Annotated in this window: 15 protein-coding genes; 4 read left to right on the plus strand and 11 right to left on the minus strand. The window is 41.2% G+C overall.

Annotated elements, in window-relative coordinates; translation table 11 throughout:
• Positions 1-42 precede the first annotated feature (42 nt).
• The 8 genes from arsB to D7Z94_RS13450 all read right to left on the minus strand — a co-directional run bounded on the left by arsB (position 43) and on the right by D7Z94_RS13450 (position 5,817).
• Positions 43-1,089 (minus strand): ACR3 family arsenite efflux transporter, encoded by a 1,047-nt coding sequence (gene arsB / locus D7Z94_RS13415; protein WP_120712128.1) that lies wholly within the window; start codon positions 1,087-1,089, stop codon positions 43-45.
• Between the two features lie 2 nt (positions 1,090-1,091).
• Positions 1,092-1,721 carry an arsenate-mycothiol transferase ArsC gene (locus D7Z94_RS13420; protein ID WP_120712129.1) on the minus strand — a complete coding sequence of 210 codons (630 nt, stop codon included), beginning with the start codon at positions 1,719-1,721 and terminating at the stop codon, positions 1,092-1,094.
• 19 nt (positions 1,722-1,740) lie between these two features.
• A complete protein-coding gene (locus D7Z94_RS13425) occupies positions 1,741-2,073 on the minus strand; it encodes an ArsR/SmtB family transcription factor (protein WP_120712130.1) in 333 nt (110 codons plus the stop codon).
• 178 nt (positions 2,074-2,251) lie between these two features.
• Positions 2,252-3,046: a cation transporter gene (locus D7Z94_RS13430; RefSeq protein ID WP_120713122.1), complete on the minus strand. Its 795-nt coding sequence runs from the start codon at positions 3,044-3,046 to the stop codon at positions 2,252-2,254.
• Positions 3,047-3,051: 5 nt separating this feature from the next.
• Entirely contained in the window at positions 3,052-3,258 is a 207-nt protein-coding gene (locus tag D7Z94_RS25940) for a GDCCVxC domain-containing (seleno)protein (protein ID WP_120712131.1), read from the minus strand.
• Positions 3,258-3,860 (minus strand): mercuric transport protein MerTP, encoded by a 603-nt coding sequence (gene merTP / locus D7Z94_RS13440; protein ID WP_120712132.1) that lies wholly within the window; start codon positions 3,858-3,860, stop codon positions 3,258-3,260. Before merTP ends, D7Z94_RS25940 begins: the two co-directional genes overlap by 1 nt.
• A gap of 1 nt (position 3,861) precedes the next feature.
• Positions 3,862-4,233, minus strand: a complete 372-nt coding sequence (locus D7Z94_RS13445) for an ArsR/SmtB family transcription factor (RefSeq protein ID WP_120713123.1) — start codon at positions 4,231-4,233, stop codon at positions 3,862-3,864.
• Positions 4,234-4,521: 288 nt separating this feature from the next.
• A complete protein-coding gene (locus D7Z94_RS13450) occupies positions 4,522-5,817 on the minus strand; it encodes a hypothetical protein (protein WP_120712133.1) in 1,296 nt (431 codons plus the stop codon).
• Positions 5,818-5,933: 116 nt separating this feature from the next.
• On the opposite strand from D7Z94_RS13450, the gene D7Z94_RS13455 reads away from it, so the two are divergent.
• The 4 genes from D7Z94_RS13455 to D7Z94_RS13470 all read left to right on the plus strand — a co-directional run bounded on the left by D7Z94_RS13455 (position 5,934) and on the right by D7Z94_RS13470 (position 9,102).
• Positions 5,934-7,046, plus strand: a complete 1,113-nt coding sequence (locus tag D7Z94_RS13455) for a hypothetical protein (protein WP_147415899.1) — start codon at positions 5,934-5,936, stop codon at positions 7,044-7,046.
• Between the two features lie 328 nt (positions 7,047-7,374).
• Positions 7,375-7,719: a rhodanese-like domain-containing protein gene (locus tag D7Z94_RS13460; RefSeq protein ID WP_120712137.1), complete on the plus strand. Its 345-nt coding sequence runs from the start codon at positions 7,375-7,377 to the stop codon at positions 7,717-7,719.
• 106 nt (positions 7,720-7,825) lie between these two features.
• Positions 7,826-8,098 (plus strand): heavy-metal-associated domain-containing protein, encoded by a 273-nt coding sequence (locus tag D7Z94_RS13465; protein WP_120712139.1) that lies wholly within the window; start codon positions 7,826-7,828, stop codon positions 8,096-8,098.
• Complete coding sequence (locus D7Z94_RS13470) at positions 8,095-9,102, plus strand: Tll0287-like domain-containing protein (protein WP_245967199.1); 1,008 nt, start codon at positions 8,095-8,097, stop codon at positions 9,100-9,102. The genes D7Z94_RS13465 and D7Z94_RS13470 overlap by 4 nt, the downstream gene beginning before the upstream one ends.
• Before the next feature lie 132 nt (positions 9,103-9,234).
• Here the strand turns inward: D7Z94_RS13470 and D7Z94_RS13475 are convergent, their stop codons facing one another.
• From D7Z94_RS13475 to bglX, 3 genes are read right to left on the minus strand one after another with little or no spacing between them, the layout of a single operon-like run.
• The gene (locus D7Z94_RS13475) at positions 9,235-10,872 is read right to left on the minus strand and encodes a sulfatase family protein (protein WP_120712140.1); all 1,638 of its coding nucleotides are present in this window, start codon (positions 10,870-10,872) and stop codon (positions 9,235-9,237) included.
• 2 nt (positions 10,873-10,874) lie between these two features.
• Positions 10,875-11,792, minus strand: a complete 918-nt coding sequence (locus D7Z94_RS13480) for an alpha/beta hydrolase (RefSeq protein ID WP_120712141.1) — start codon at positions 11,790-11,792, stop codon at positions 10,875-10,877.
• Complete coding sequence (gene bglX / locus D7Z94_RS13485) at positions 11,793-14,069, minus strand: beta-glucosidase BglX (RefSeq protein ID WP_120712142.1); 2,277 nt, start codon at positions 14,067-14,069, stop codon at positions 11,793-11,795.
• Positions 14,070-14,076: the final 7 nt, after the last annotated feature.

The following is a 14,076-nucleotide window of genomic DNA, read 5'->3' on the forward strand; positions in this document are numbered from 1 at the left end:
AAAAAACAAGGGATTGGCAAATGTTTTCTGGACAGAGCAATTTTATGCCGTTTGCGGTCTGTAATACTTTTTTCTTAACCAAAAGGCTACCCTAACCAAAAGAATTAATGTTGGCACTTCCACCAATGGCCCGATTACCCCGGCAAAGGCTTGACCGGAGTTCAATCCGAAAACCGCTATGGCCACTGCAATGGCTAATTCAAAATTGTTTCCTGCGGCCGTAAATGCCACGGAAGCCGTTTTGTCGTACTCCGCACCCATGGCCTTGGTAAAGAAAAAACCGATGATAAACATCAAACTGAAGTATACCAATAAAGGTAGGGCGATAATAAGGACGTCCATGGGAATCTCTACGATCAATTCACCTTTAAGTGAAAACATAACTACAATAGTGAACAACAACGCGATTAAGGTGATTGGTGAAATGGTGGGAATAAATTTTGTTCTATACCATTCCTCGCCTTTGAGTCTCACCAAAATCAGACGGCTAAGAATACCCAATAAAAATGGAATCCCAAGGTATATGGCTACACTTTCGGCAATGGTTCCTATTGAAATATCTACAATGGCACCCTCAAACCCAAAATAGGGGGGAAGAATAGTGATGAATATCCAGGCATAAAAACTATAGGCGAACACCTGAAAAATACTGTTCAACGCCACCAGTCCCGCACCGTACTCACTATTTCCTTCAGCTAGGTCGTTCCAAACCAGTACCATGGCAATGCAACGCGCCAGACCTATCAGAATAAGCCCCACCATATATTCGGGATAATCCCTCAAAAAGATAATCGCCAAAACGAACATTAAAATAGGACCAATAATCCAATTCAGAAGTAATGATATGGATAGTATTTTGGTATTGCGGAACACTTTGGGCAACAAGGCGTAGTTCACTTTGGCCAGGGGCGGATACATCATCAATATCAAGCCTATGGCAATGGGGATGTTGGTGGTGCCGCTATTGGCCGTATTCAGCAATTCGGGAAATGATGGGAAAAAGTATCCGATTCCAACGCCCAAGGCCATGGCAATAAAAATCCAAAGCGTTAAATTTTTATCCAGAAAACTCAGTTTTTTGTTCGCCATGGTTATGCCTTGATTTTAGAAAAAACATAGAATAGTTCGGTGGCAATCTGCAGACTTCGTTCATGATATTTTTCTGCTTGCTGCGAGGTATTGTCAAAGACCTTGGGATCTTCATAGGTTATCGGAATCCGTTTTTCGGCACCTGCAATGAAGGGGCAGCCTTCATCCGCCTGAGAACAGGTAAGGATGGCCGCAAATTCGCTGTTGGGATTAAAATCGTCATCAAAAGTTTTTGAGAATCCAATCACGGGATGTGCATTCCCGGCATATTTGATGGCGTAAACGGGGTTTGGGCCTTGGTTGATGGTTTTGACCTGAAAACCGGAATTGGCCAAAGTTGTAGCCGCCATTGGGAATAGGGCCGTGGCTTCCGTTCCACCGGAATAGCAATACACATTTTTAATTTTGAAATAGGCCGCCATGGTCTGTGCCCAAACTTGTGACAAATGGCTTCTTCTGGAATTATGGGTACAGATAAAGTTGAGTCTAATTTCCTGTCCATGGTCCACTTTACCCTGTATAAAAGCTATAAGAGGTTGTAACGTATTTCTTCGCTCATCAGAAATGGTATCCGTTTGGATCGAGGAAATCCCTAGGTCTATTTTTTCGAAAACTACTGTCTTTGTGGTCATTGGTTTATGTACTTTTTATTTAGCAACAATCATCATCGGGAGGAAGGTCTTGATTCAAGAAATCGGACATCACTTCCTTCATGACGGTCCAGTTTTCCTTATCAATACAGTAGCAGACGCTTGTACCTTCCACATTTCCTTTTATAAGGCCTAAATGTTTTAACTCCTTCAAATGCTGTGAAACAGTGGGTTGGGCCAGTCCAATTTCGTCCACGAGGTTTCCACAGAAACAGGAATCGGTTTTAAATAGATGTTGGAGTATGGCCACGCGTGCGGGATGCCCGAATACTTTGGCAAAGACTGCAATCTGGTTTTGTTTATCCGTAAATATTTCGGTCTTCGCTAAACCCATTTCTTTTATTTGTTTATCGCAATATTACAATTAATTATGAATGGAGCAAGAAAATGGTAGTCCGGAATCCTAAATCTTAACTATTCCTTAAAGTAGGAAATGGAATATATGGAATATGGTAGGGATGTATTATTAAAGGTTCATTTCTAAGGAACTTACCAATTCTAGACTCCTCTAGTCACTTTCCAAGCCTCAATATTCTTATCGCTCCTCGCACCACTAAAATGAAAACAATGGTTCCAATGATAAGGTCAGGTTTATCGGAGTTTAGCCAGTTGACCAAAAGCCCAGCTACTATAACACCTAAATTTATGATTACATCATTTGACGTAAAAATCATGCTGGCCTTCATGTGTGCCTCCTCTCGGCTTTTGGATCTTTGCATCAGGTAAAGACAAATTCCGTTTGCGATAAGCGCAAACACGGAAACAATAATCATGATAGAATAATCAGGTAGTGCCTCTGCTCCAAAAAAACGCCTAAGAACCTCAATAAATCCAATAATGCCGAGCGTTATCTGGAAATAACCGGCAAGCTTGGCAATTCTTTTCTTTCTGGCCATCGTTCCACCCACCGCGAAAAGGCTGATACCATAAACAAAACTGTCTGCAAGCATATCGAGACTATCCGCTACAAGCCCCATAGATTTTGAAATCAGACCCGTAGTCATTTCAAGAAGAAAAAAGATGAAATTTATAGCAAGGACAGTCCAAAGCAGTTTTTTTTGATTTGTGTTTTTGGTGAATTTTTTTTGTTCCGTTTCTTGAGTGGCAAGTCTCTTGCTCCCTAAATTAAGTTCGATAATGGATTTTTCAATTTTTTCAACTTCCCCTTTGTGGTAAATGATTAATCTTCGATTAGGAATATCGAAGTCCAGATTTTCGATATTTCCTATCCCATCCAATTTCATACGGATAAGATTTTCCTCGGATGGGCAGTCCATTTTGGAAATTTCAAATACTGTTTTGCGCATGGCCATCAACAACAACTCTTGTTTTGTTGAATGGGAGGACAGACGGCGGTACCATAGGAGCAGAATACACAGCAATCACCTTCTTTGGGTCTTATTATTTCTTTACAGCTTTCACATTCATAAAAGAATTGGCAAGCTATTTTTGGCATCAGTTCTTCCTTGCTATGTCCGCACTTGGGACAGGTGATTGTCGATTCTAAAATAGCTTCCATTATTCTATGATTGTATATCCAGTTTTTCCAATAGCAGATGTTATTTCACTAGCGGTCACTTTACTTTTATCAAACTTCACAAAAGTTTTGGATGTCTCATAGTTCGCATCTACCTCTAAAATACCCTCTAATTGATTTAGCTCGTTTTCAATATGGGCTTCACATCCTGTACAGGTCATTCCTTGAATTGAGTAAGTCAATACACTTACATTACCTTCTGACACATAAACTACTTGTTTTTGAGAGTTAAGGTTTGGATAAAACAAATGCGAATAATAGGGAAATGCCAGCATTATGCCCGCAAAGGATGTTACCAGTAAAAGAAATTTTTTGGATTGGATGAATTTGGGCTTTTCATCGTCACAGGCGCAGTCAATATCTTCAGGGCGGGCTTTCAATTTTTGATGCCAGGCAAGACCTAGAATAAATACCGTGATACCCACCAAAACAGGTCTGTAAGGCTCTATCCATGAAAAAGTGGAGGCAATGCCCGTAGTGCCAGAAAGTAATGCCAATACAGGTGTTACGCAGCACAATGAGGTGGCAATAGCCGAAAATACACCTGCTAGGGCGGTTCCGTTAGATGTAATGGTCTTTTTCATACTATGCGATTTTTCTGTTGGATTTTATACTGCTTAAAATGGAGGAAATAAAGGCTTCCTCTTGTTTTGAAATACGATAAAAAATAGTTTGTCCCTCTCTACGGGTTTCAATGACATTCACATCTTTCATTTTACGCAAGTGCTGAGAAATGGCAGGGACGCTCATTTCTAAAATATCGGCAAAGTCACATGGGCATAGCTCAGTTTCTCTTTGTAACAAAAACAAGATTTTAAAACGGACTTGATTGCCAGCTAGAGCCATTATTTTACTTATCGCTTCCATAGAATTCGATACATCGTGCAAAACATCTTTACAACGTAGAATTTGTTTGTGGTCTGCTTCGGCACGCGTACAACTTAGTTCCAATGACATAATCAATATTTTAGGATGAATATATAATTATTTAAGCAAATACTTAAATAAGGTTTCAATAATTTTTAATGGCCATTTTAAGGAGCGCCATTAGAAGATATCAACCATCTTACACTGGTGTCCTATTCTTGGTCCTTTTTAGTAGTTCCGATAATTCACTTTTAGGGGATAATTCTATTGCAAAACATTGCAATAAAATCGTGAAGTCTTTTCGCAATGCTAAACCTTGAATTTACCATAGCTATTTTGACTACTCTTTTGGAATGTTTCGCTAATGAATCAACTCATTTATCTCTTCGTGAAGTCATCCGCAAAGATGGTTTCCCCATTGATATTTTTCAGCTGTACATTATCGATCATACCGATTCCATTGAAAAAATAACTGATTTCCATTATTGGACCTATGGATTGATGGTAAGCACTGGAAAATATCGGGGTTCCATTTAGTTTTAGGGTAACCTCTTTGTCCTTTGTTAAAACATCCACCTTTTGCCATTCATACACTGAAGTTCCGAACATACTCAGGTCCTCGTTCTTGCCATTGTGTATAACATCGCCCAATCGCATCTCCAATTCGCTTTCGCAACCCTTGTTTCCGAACATTATCCAGTAATATCCATCTACACCCTGTACGTGCAGGTTAAAAATAGGGCAGTCTATGGCCTCCAGGGGTTCCATTTTAAAATGGGTAGTCTGCTCAAAATCATCTCCATCCAGACCAAAGTCTATAACATAGTAAAAGGCCAATTGCAGTTTCTTGTTTAAATCAATGCCCTTTTGTGCCAGTTTACGTTTGTCAATGCCCAAATAATCTTCCTTTGACCATAAGTTTGGACTAAACGTATATATTTTTTCCATGGGCTGTCTGGCGGCCATAAACCAATCTTCATAGGTCACATGGATGGGCAGCTCCTTTATTATTTCCTCATCCGCAAACAATTTGGCCATAAAATATCCGGGTATATAATAGATATCCGTTCGTTCGTTGGTTCCTTTGAATATTTCCACTTTGCGGCTGCTGTCCCAACTCTGTTGTAAAAAAAATCGATTGGCGTCCACACCTTCAATATCATATCTAAAAACCACGGTGTTGGGTATTTTTCCCTCAACCGTTTTCTCGTAAGAAAAGGAAACCTCTTCGGATACCTTTGATGGGGACCTTGTGGATATAGTACTTAATAGGTAGGTGCCTAAAACCGAAAGTAATAATACTGCAAGAAGGATTAAAAAGTAAAGTTTTGGGCTTTTGACTTTCCGAGGTTTTTTCTCCATTTCCCTCTTAGGTATAGTCTGTATTTCAGGACTTAGATGCTCCTTTTTAATGGAATGCCAATCTTTGTTGTACGCCAAGTTTGCCAGGATATCCAGGGTAGTGGTATGGGGCAATCTTTCAAACTCGTTTTTCCATATTCTTTTAACTGTGGATAAGCTAAGCCGGTGGCCCGTTTGATCTTCGATAAAGAAAACAACAAACTCATAGTCCTTTTGGACCCAATCCGATACTTCGGAAAGTCCGGAAGCCTTTGCGATCCGCTTTTTTATGGCTTCGAGGAGATTTTTATCGTTGTCGGATATATGACTCATTTACAGAATTTTACAAATATGAATCAAAAAAAAACCTAAAATGGTTGAAAAATGAAGGCCTTCCTAGACCTTGCTTCCATTAGTTTGGAATTGTATTCATTATAAAATCATCAATCATGAAGTTACCGTATTATTTTTTGAGTTTAGCCTTTCTTTTATTCTTACAACCCATGAATGGACAGCAAGCACTGTTCGAGCAGGATAAATGTATTATTCTATCCGAAGAAAACAAACCTACAACTTATATCGATACGATTTATAAGGGCAAGCGCAGTCTTAAACTGGATGGAAAAAAAACGTCCGTTGCATTGACCAAGGGCAAAAATGTAAGGAACTTTAGAGTAGAAATGGATATCGCCGGAGAAGTCATGTCCGGATTGGGATTTCGGGTACAGGACAAGTTCAACTACCGTTTCATTTATTTCAGACCGGGAATGGGGGGTACCCGCGAAGCCATTCAGTACATTCCAATCTACAACGGGGCCCTGAGTTGGGTGTTCTACAATTATCCCATTTATGAAACTACGGCAGATGTCAGTTCCCTGGAATGGTTCCATACCGCATTTGAAGTCCGGGGAACCAATTTAAAGGTCTTCGTAGATCATAGTCCCGAACCACAAATGGACATTCAGCTTTTGGACTCGGAAATATCCGGAGGTAATTTTATGTTGAGGAGTTTGTTCGGGGTTTCCTATTTTGCCAACATTACCTATGAAGAACTCTCTGATGGTAAATCCAAAACTTCCCAACCAAACATGAATGCTTTTTTAACGTCTTGGGAAATCTCGGAACAATTTCCCAGGGACACTGTATCCAATTATTTTGATACGTTGATCAAGAAAGTAAATAAATCCAAAAATTGGAAAGCAATAGAGCATCCACGGGATAATTATGTAAATTTTGCCAGATACTTTGAATACCCCAAGGGGGTTGTGGTGGCCAGAAAGATGTTAAAATCCGATAAGGACAAGAAGTCTATCTTGAACTTTGATTTTGTCGGCAGGGTAAAGATCATGTTAAACGGCCATGAAGTATTCAGTTACCAAAAGATAAAATTTGAGCGCATGTTCGACGGTATGTTCAGGGTAAACCTGGATTTGAAAAAGGGGGATAACGAATTATTGGTCGTTGCGGAAGGGGATGCCGGTTTTTTTGGAGGTAAAGGGTTTAAATATCTGGGCAGACTGCAACATACCAATTGGGGTTTTATAGCCCGTCTTGAGGATTAAAAAGGCATTTTTGCTCCCTTGATTCTCATCCACGTAAACAATTTTCCAAAACACTTAGGGAAAATAGTATTGAGCATATCTTATCTGTACTACGTCATTTTTCATTCGAAAACAAAACGCATCAGAGCCAATTTCTTCAGACTAAAATGAAAGTGGAAAAGAATATACCGCTTGTGTAACCTATGTTACCATGGGACCTATTTATACATTGTAATTTTACTTTATACAAAGACGAAATTGTTTGGTTGATGAGTTGTTTTTAAGGAGCGGTCATTTTTTTGAATGGCCGTTCCTTATCCATTTTTCCTTGTAAACAAAAAATGTAGCTATGTCGTTTTTAAATGTTTCTTTTCGAGGAGCCAAAGAGCTGACGGATAAGATCGAAATCCTGGATGCAAAGACTTACGCCAAGGCCATATCCGATACAAAAGTGCAATTGGTGGATGTCCGTAGCCCGGCGGAATACAATAGCGGACATATCAAAAATGCGGTGAACATCGATTTTTTCGATTCAGTCAATTTTGAAAGGTCTTTTGATAAGATGAGCAAGGAGAGACCGGTATACCTGTATTGTCGTTCAGGAAGTAGAAGTAGACGTGCCAGCCATAAGCTAGCACGTATGGGTTTCGTAAAAATCTATGACCTTAAAGGGGGATATCTGCGATGGAAATGATGAGAAGGTTTCGTAAATTTGGGTATCTAAAAACGGAATAGGATAACTGCAAAAAACTGATTTTTTTGACTCGCCTATTAAGTCAAAAAAAGTAAAAAAATAAAAGATGAAAACTTCAATTATCGTACAGAACCTAAAGTGTGGCGGATGTGCCAAGACCATCACCGAAAAGTTATCGGGAATAGATCATATTTCAAAGGTTGAAGTTAATACGGAAAATTCCATGGTTTCTTTTTTGTACGAAAGTACGGAGGATGCCTTGGTGGCAAGGGATACCTTGGCATCGTTGGGATACCCATCTGTGGATAGTAAAAATAACTTGGCGCACAAAACACGCTCCTTTGTAAGTTGTGCAATGGGAAGACTGTCAAAATCATGAGGAATAGATTCCTTTTTGTTTTATCAACGGTACTCTTGACCGTAGGGTGTAAGGACTTCAAATCACCTAAGGAAGGTACGGATAAGGTGTCTTCCGGGAAAGAAGCGTTGGATGCTAAGGCCTTGCATCCTGGAAAGGGACTTATGGAACGGGAATGCTATATGTGCCACAATCCAAAAGCTTCTGAAGCCCATATGATCGCTCCGCCTATGGCAATGGTCAAGATGCATTATATAGATTCGGGAACCACCAAGGAACAATTTACGGAGGCATTGGTACATTGGCTGAACGACCCTGAACAGGAATCCAAGATTCCTAATGCCGTTGAAAGATTTGGCAGCATGCCCTATATCCCCTATCCCGAGAAGGTCATTGAACAGATTGCGGAATATATGTACGACTATGAAATAGACCGGCCGGATTGGTTTGCCGATTATCTGGAAAATGATAAACCAGAAGCGAAAAATTCATTGGAAATATATGATTACACCACAACCGGCAATGCCGAAAAGCGCTATGCCAACAAGGGGCTTGGCCATGCCTTGGCGACCAAGGCACAGTTGGGCCGGAACTTAATGAAGGCCATTAACGAAAAAGGAACTCAAGGAGCGGTGGAATTCTGTAATGTAAGGGCGATACCATTAACGGATAGTATGTCCGTAATGCAGAACGCGATTATCAAAAGGGTAACGGACAAACCACGAAATCCACAAAATCAGGCCAATACCAAGGAATTGAAACATATTAACCTCTTTAAGGAACAAATAGCTTCCGGTAAAAGCGTAGAGCCCATCGTGGAATTACAGGATAACGAAGTGAACTTTTACTATCCGATTACCACCAATACGATGTGCCTACAATGTCATGGAAACCCCAATGAACAGATTGTACCTGAAACCATGACTGCGCTAAAAAATCTCTATCCAAAGGATAAGGCCATAGGTTATGGAACAAACGAACTCAGAGGTATTTGGAGTATCAATTTCGGAACGAATGGCCAATAATGTACTCAGTAGTTGATTTTGAGTAATCTATAATCAATTAGGTCTTACCAAATCCCAAACACCGTTGAACATCCTTTACGGCCAAAGAGTTGTCGAATCATAGGTTACTAAAAACGGGGTTTTGAACGAAAACTATAAAGCAGGCTTTCCCCTTAGCTTGTCAAATTGCTCATAGGCCCGTTTTATCTTTTCCTTAGGTGCTTTTTCGAACTCCCTTTCGGTTACCTTATAGTGTTTTTGAACGCTGTCCAGCTTTTTATGCATCCGGTTTATAGTTTTGGAATAGACGTCATCATTAATGGCATTGTACATTTCTTTTGGATCTTTTTTCAGATCATAAAACTCCCAAGTATCGATATCATCATAGAAGTGTATCAATTTGTACCGTTTGGTGCGGATACCATAATGCTTTTTAACCATATGGAAAGCAGGATAATCGTAATAATGGTAATAAACCACATCCCTAAAATCATCTTCCTCCAGACTACCATCCAACAGCCCCTTAAAGGATTTGCCCTGCATTTCGAAATCCGTTTCTGTAACACCTGCAAAATCCAAAAAAGTTTGCGCAAAATCCAGATTTTGTACTAGAGCCTTAACCTTTTGATTGGGAGCAATAGTACCGGGCAATTGCATCAACAAAGGTGTTCCGAAGGATTCCTCATACATAAACCGCTTATCGAACCACCCTTTTTCACCCAAATAGAAACCTTGATCCGAGGTATAGACCACCAAGGTATTTTCATCCAATCCATTGTTTTCGAGATAATCCAATAGCTTCCCTACACCTTCATCCAAGGCGGCTATAGTGGCTATATAATCCCTGATGTAACGTTGCCCTTTCCATTCGGCCAAATCCCTCCCTCTTAGACCGGCTTGGTGAAAGTCATTATTCTTTTCTTTATAAGTTTCGTCCCATGCCTTTCTTTGTTCGGGACTCATACGTTCAAAATCGGTTTTCCATGGGTTGTGGGCAAGTTCCACATTGTCAAGTTCCAAGGTCATCTTAAGATCATGACCCTCGTACATATCTTCGTAAATGGTCTGCAACTGCTCTCGGGCCGCTTGTTGATCCTGAAAATTCGGGAAATAGGTTTCTGGTAATGGAAACTGGATGGAATCATATTTGTTCGTATGCCGTAATGCGGGCATCCAGTTTCGATGCGGTGCTTTGTGGTGTACCATTAAAAAAAAGGGCAAAGAATCGTTTCTTTTGTCTTTTAACCAAGACAAGGCATCCCTGGTGATTATGTCAGTTGCATAGCCTTCTATTCGTGTGGTATCACCGTTTTCAATGAAGTCCGGATTATAGTAATTGCCCTGATCTACAATAATTTTCCAGTAATCAAAACCTTGGGGATAGCCATGCAAATGCCACTTGCCCACAATGGTCGTTTGATAACCGGATTGCTTCAGCATTTTGGGTAGGGTAGGTTGATTGCCATCAAAATGGTCGCCATTTTGACGGAAACCATTGATATGACTATGCTTACCCGTAAGGATAACTGCTCGGCTTGGCCCGCAGATGGAATTTGTGACAAAACTTTGGGTAAACAAAGCCCCGTTTTTCGCTATCCTATCAATATTGGGGGTGGGAGCCAATTGGCTTATGGGGTGTCCATAGGCACTTAGGGCCTGTATGGCATGATCATCGGACATGATGAAAAGGATATTCGGTCTTTTGTTTTCCAAAAGCTTTTTTGCCATCTCCTGCTTACAGGACAAGCAGACCAAAGCCATGACCCCAACTAAAAGGAATTTTTGAGACATGTTTATTTTTTGGAGGATACCTTAATTTTCGTCTGATGGTATTCACCATCGATGATGTTTTTTTTGATGAACCGAGATATCATATCGGTATGGGAATAAGGTAAATTGGCCCAATCATGGTTCCCTTCTGGATCAAATACCAAGGTATATGAAGTATCCAGAGCTTCCAGTCTATCGGCAATGGAACGGGAACCGTCCAACGGAAGATATCCTGGATCGGTTTCTTTACAATAATGGTGAGGAGCAGAGGCAAAGGGCACCAAATTATCCCTTTCCCCGTGGAACAACATGGTGGGAACCGTATTTTTTTGGGTAATGTAATCTGCATCCAGAACGGCCCCGGCAAGGGAAATTACCCCGGAAAACTTTAAATCTTTATACGGCAAGGTTCTGAAATCATAGCGAAATTGCATGAAAGCGGTATTCAGGATGGCTTCCGCACCTGCACTACTTCCTACAAGGATTACATTGTCTTTATCAAACTTCAAGTCGTTGGCCCTGTCCACCAAATACTGGGTAGCCCTTAAAACATCTTCCGAAGCCGAAAGAAAAGTTTCTATTTTCTCGTTGGTCGGGCAGTTGCAACCAAATGATTTTCCTTTTCTGGTCAATCGGTAACTTATGGAGGCAACGGCATATCCTTTTTTGGCCATTTGCCTACTGAACCTACTTTCCAAAATATTGTCCCGTTTTCCGATAGCAAAGCCACCGCCGTGGACCAATACTAGTAAAGGTTTATTGGTAACGGTATCCCCCTTTATGGAGTAAAAATCGAGTTTTAGGCTGTCCGAATAGGTATAGGTAACCTTTCCTATATTCGAAGAAATTGAATCCAAATAGCGCTCTTGGGCATAATTTACCCCAACCGTTAGGAACAATAGAATACCTAATATCAGATGTGTGTATTTGTAGACTGTCATTTAGTTTAGGATAAAGGAAACTTTTTGTGTTTCTACAGAGTTTGTCCCTACGAAAACCTCAAATTCGCCGGTTTCGGAAACAAATTCCAATTGGCTATTGTAAAATTTTAAATCATCGGGGTTTAAAGTTAAGCGAACGGTTTTGGTCTCACCTCTTTTAAGAAATACTTTTCTAAAACCTTTTAATGTTTTTTGCGGTGGTGTGATACTTCGGACCACATCCCTAAGATATAACTGTACCACTTCCTCTCCGTCAAAATCCCCAGTGTTTTTAAGGGTCACACTTATGTTGACCGATTCTTCCAGGCCAATTTCTTTTTTATCGATTTTTAGGTCGGAGTATTCAAATGCGGTGTAGCTTAAACCGTAGCCAAAAGGCAACAAGGGCGAATTGGGAACATCCAGATAATTTGATTTGAATTTCTGAAATTCAGTGGATTCCGCGGGTCTTCCTGTATGTTTCATGCTGTGGTAAATCGGGATTTGCCCTACATTACGCGGCCAAGTAGCGGTGAGTTTACCCGAAGGGTTGTAATCCCCAAATACTACATCGGCAATGGCGTTTCCAGCCTCTACCCCGGGATGCCAAACTTGCAGAATACTTATAGGTAGGGCAAGTTCCTCGGGAATGGTCAAGGGTCTACCGCTCATCAAAACCAGCACCAATGGCTTTCCGATATCTACCAGTGCCCGAATAAGCTTTTTCTGACTGTCCGGAATTGAGAGGTCGGTTCGGCTCGCAGCTTCTCCGCTCATTTCGGTGGCCTCTCCAACCACGGCTACGACAACATCCGACTTCTGGGCCAACTTGAGTGCTTCCTCGAGTAGAATTTCTGGAGTGCGCTCGTCTATTTCAATTCTGGGGCCAAATACATTGACTTTCTTGGCCAGTTCAGGATTGTTGGAAATATTGGTGCCCTTGGCATAGGTGATCGTAGCATTTGGGGCGGCGTTCTTGAAACCTTCCAGCACGGGAAAGGACAATTGAGGATTACCCGTGGGGGCCCAGGTACCCAACATATTATTCTTGTTATTCGCCAAGGGCCCTATCAATGCGATTTTAGCATTTTTTTGAATCGGGAGCACATCATTATGGTTTTTGAGCAATACAAAAGATTGTGCAGCTGCCTCCCTGGCCGTTTTTCGATGTGTCGCATTTAGGATATCCGTAGCCGGTCGTTTGGGGTCTATATAACGGTAGGGGTCATCAAAAAGCCCTAATTTATATTTGGCCTCCAGGATCCTTCGACAAGCTTGGGTAATCTCAGCTTCACTCACCTTTCCTTCTTGAACAGACCTTTTTAAGGTGGTCAGAAATCCTTCACCCACCATATCCATGTCGAGCCCTGCTTTTAACGCCAAAGCCGATACGGCTTGTAAATCCCCCAGTCCATGTGCAATCATTTCATTTACGGAAGTATAATCAGAAACTACAAAACCTTCAAATCCCCATCGTTTCCGAAGTAGGTCCGTTATGAGCCATTGATTCCCGGAAGCTGGGATACCGTCAATATCGTTAAAGGATGTCATAGCGCTGGTAACTCCTGCATCTACTGCGGCATGGTACGGAGGCAGATACTGATTGAACATTTTTATCTTGCTCATATCCACCGAATTATAATCTCTACCTGCTTCCGATGCTCCATACAAAGCAAGATGTTTTACACAGGCCAACATCGTTTTTGGGTCGGCCAGATCATTTCCCTGATACCCCTTTACTATGGCCCTAGCGATAGCCGAACCCAAATAGGGGTCTTCCCCGGCACCTTCGGCAATGCGGCCCCATCTTGGATCCCGGGCAATATCCACCATCGGTGAAAAATTCCAGTTAATACCATCTGCCGTAGCTTCAGTTGCTGCGATACGTGCCGAGTTTTCTATGAGTTCCATATTCCAACTACAGGAGAGCCCCAAAGGAATGGGAAAAGTAGTCTTGTAGCCATGTATGACATCCGAACCAAATAACAAGGGGATTTTTAAACGTGTATTTTGTATGGCAAGATCCTGCGCTTTCCTCATTTTTTCAGGACCTGATATGCCAAAAAGTCCGCCGACTTGTCCGACTTTTATTTTGGCCTCAACATTTTTGCTTACGACAGATCCTGTGGCAATACCTCCTCCCGGAGTAAGGAGGTTCAGTTGGCCTATTTTTTCATCCAAGGTCATTTTCTGTAAGAGTTCCTCTACTTGCGGAATGCTTTTCGGCTCCTGTGCCACTAGCATAGCAAAACAAAATAACAATACGAGGAAGCTCAAAGTAGGTTTGGAATTATTCATCTTCTCT

The sequence above is a fragment of the Ulvibacterium marinum genome (assembly GCF_003626755.1).
In the GTDB taxonomy this organism is placed as follows: domain Bacteria; phylum Bacteroidota; class Bacteroidia; order Flavobacteriales; family Flavobacteriaceae; genus Ulvibacterium; species Ulvibacterium marinum.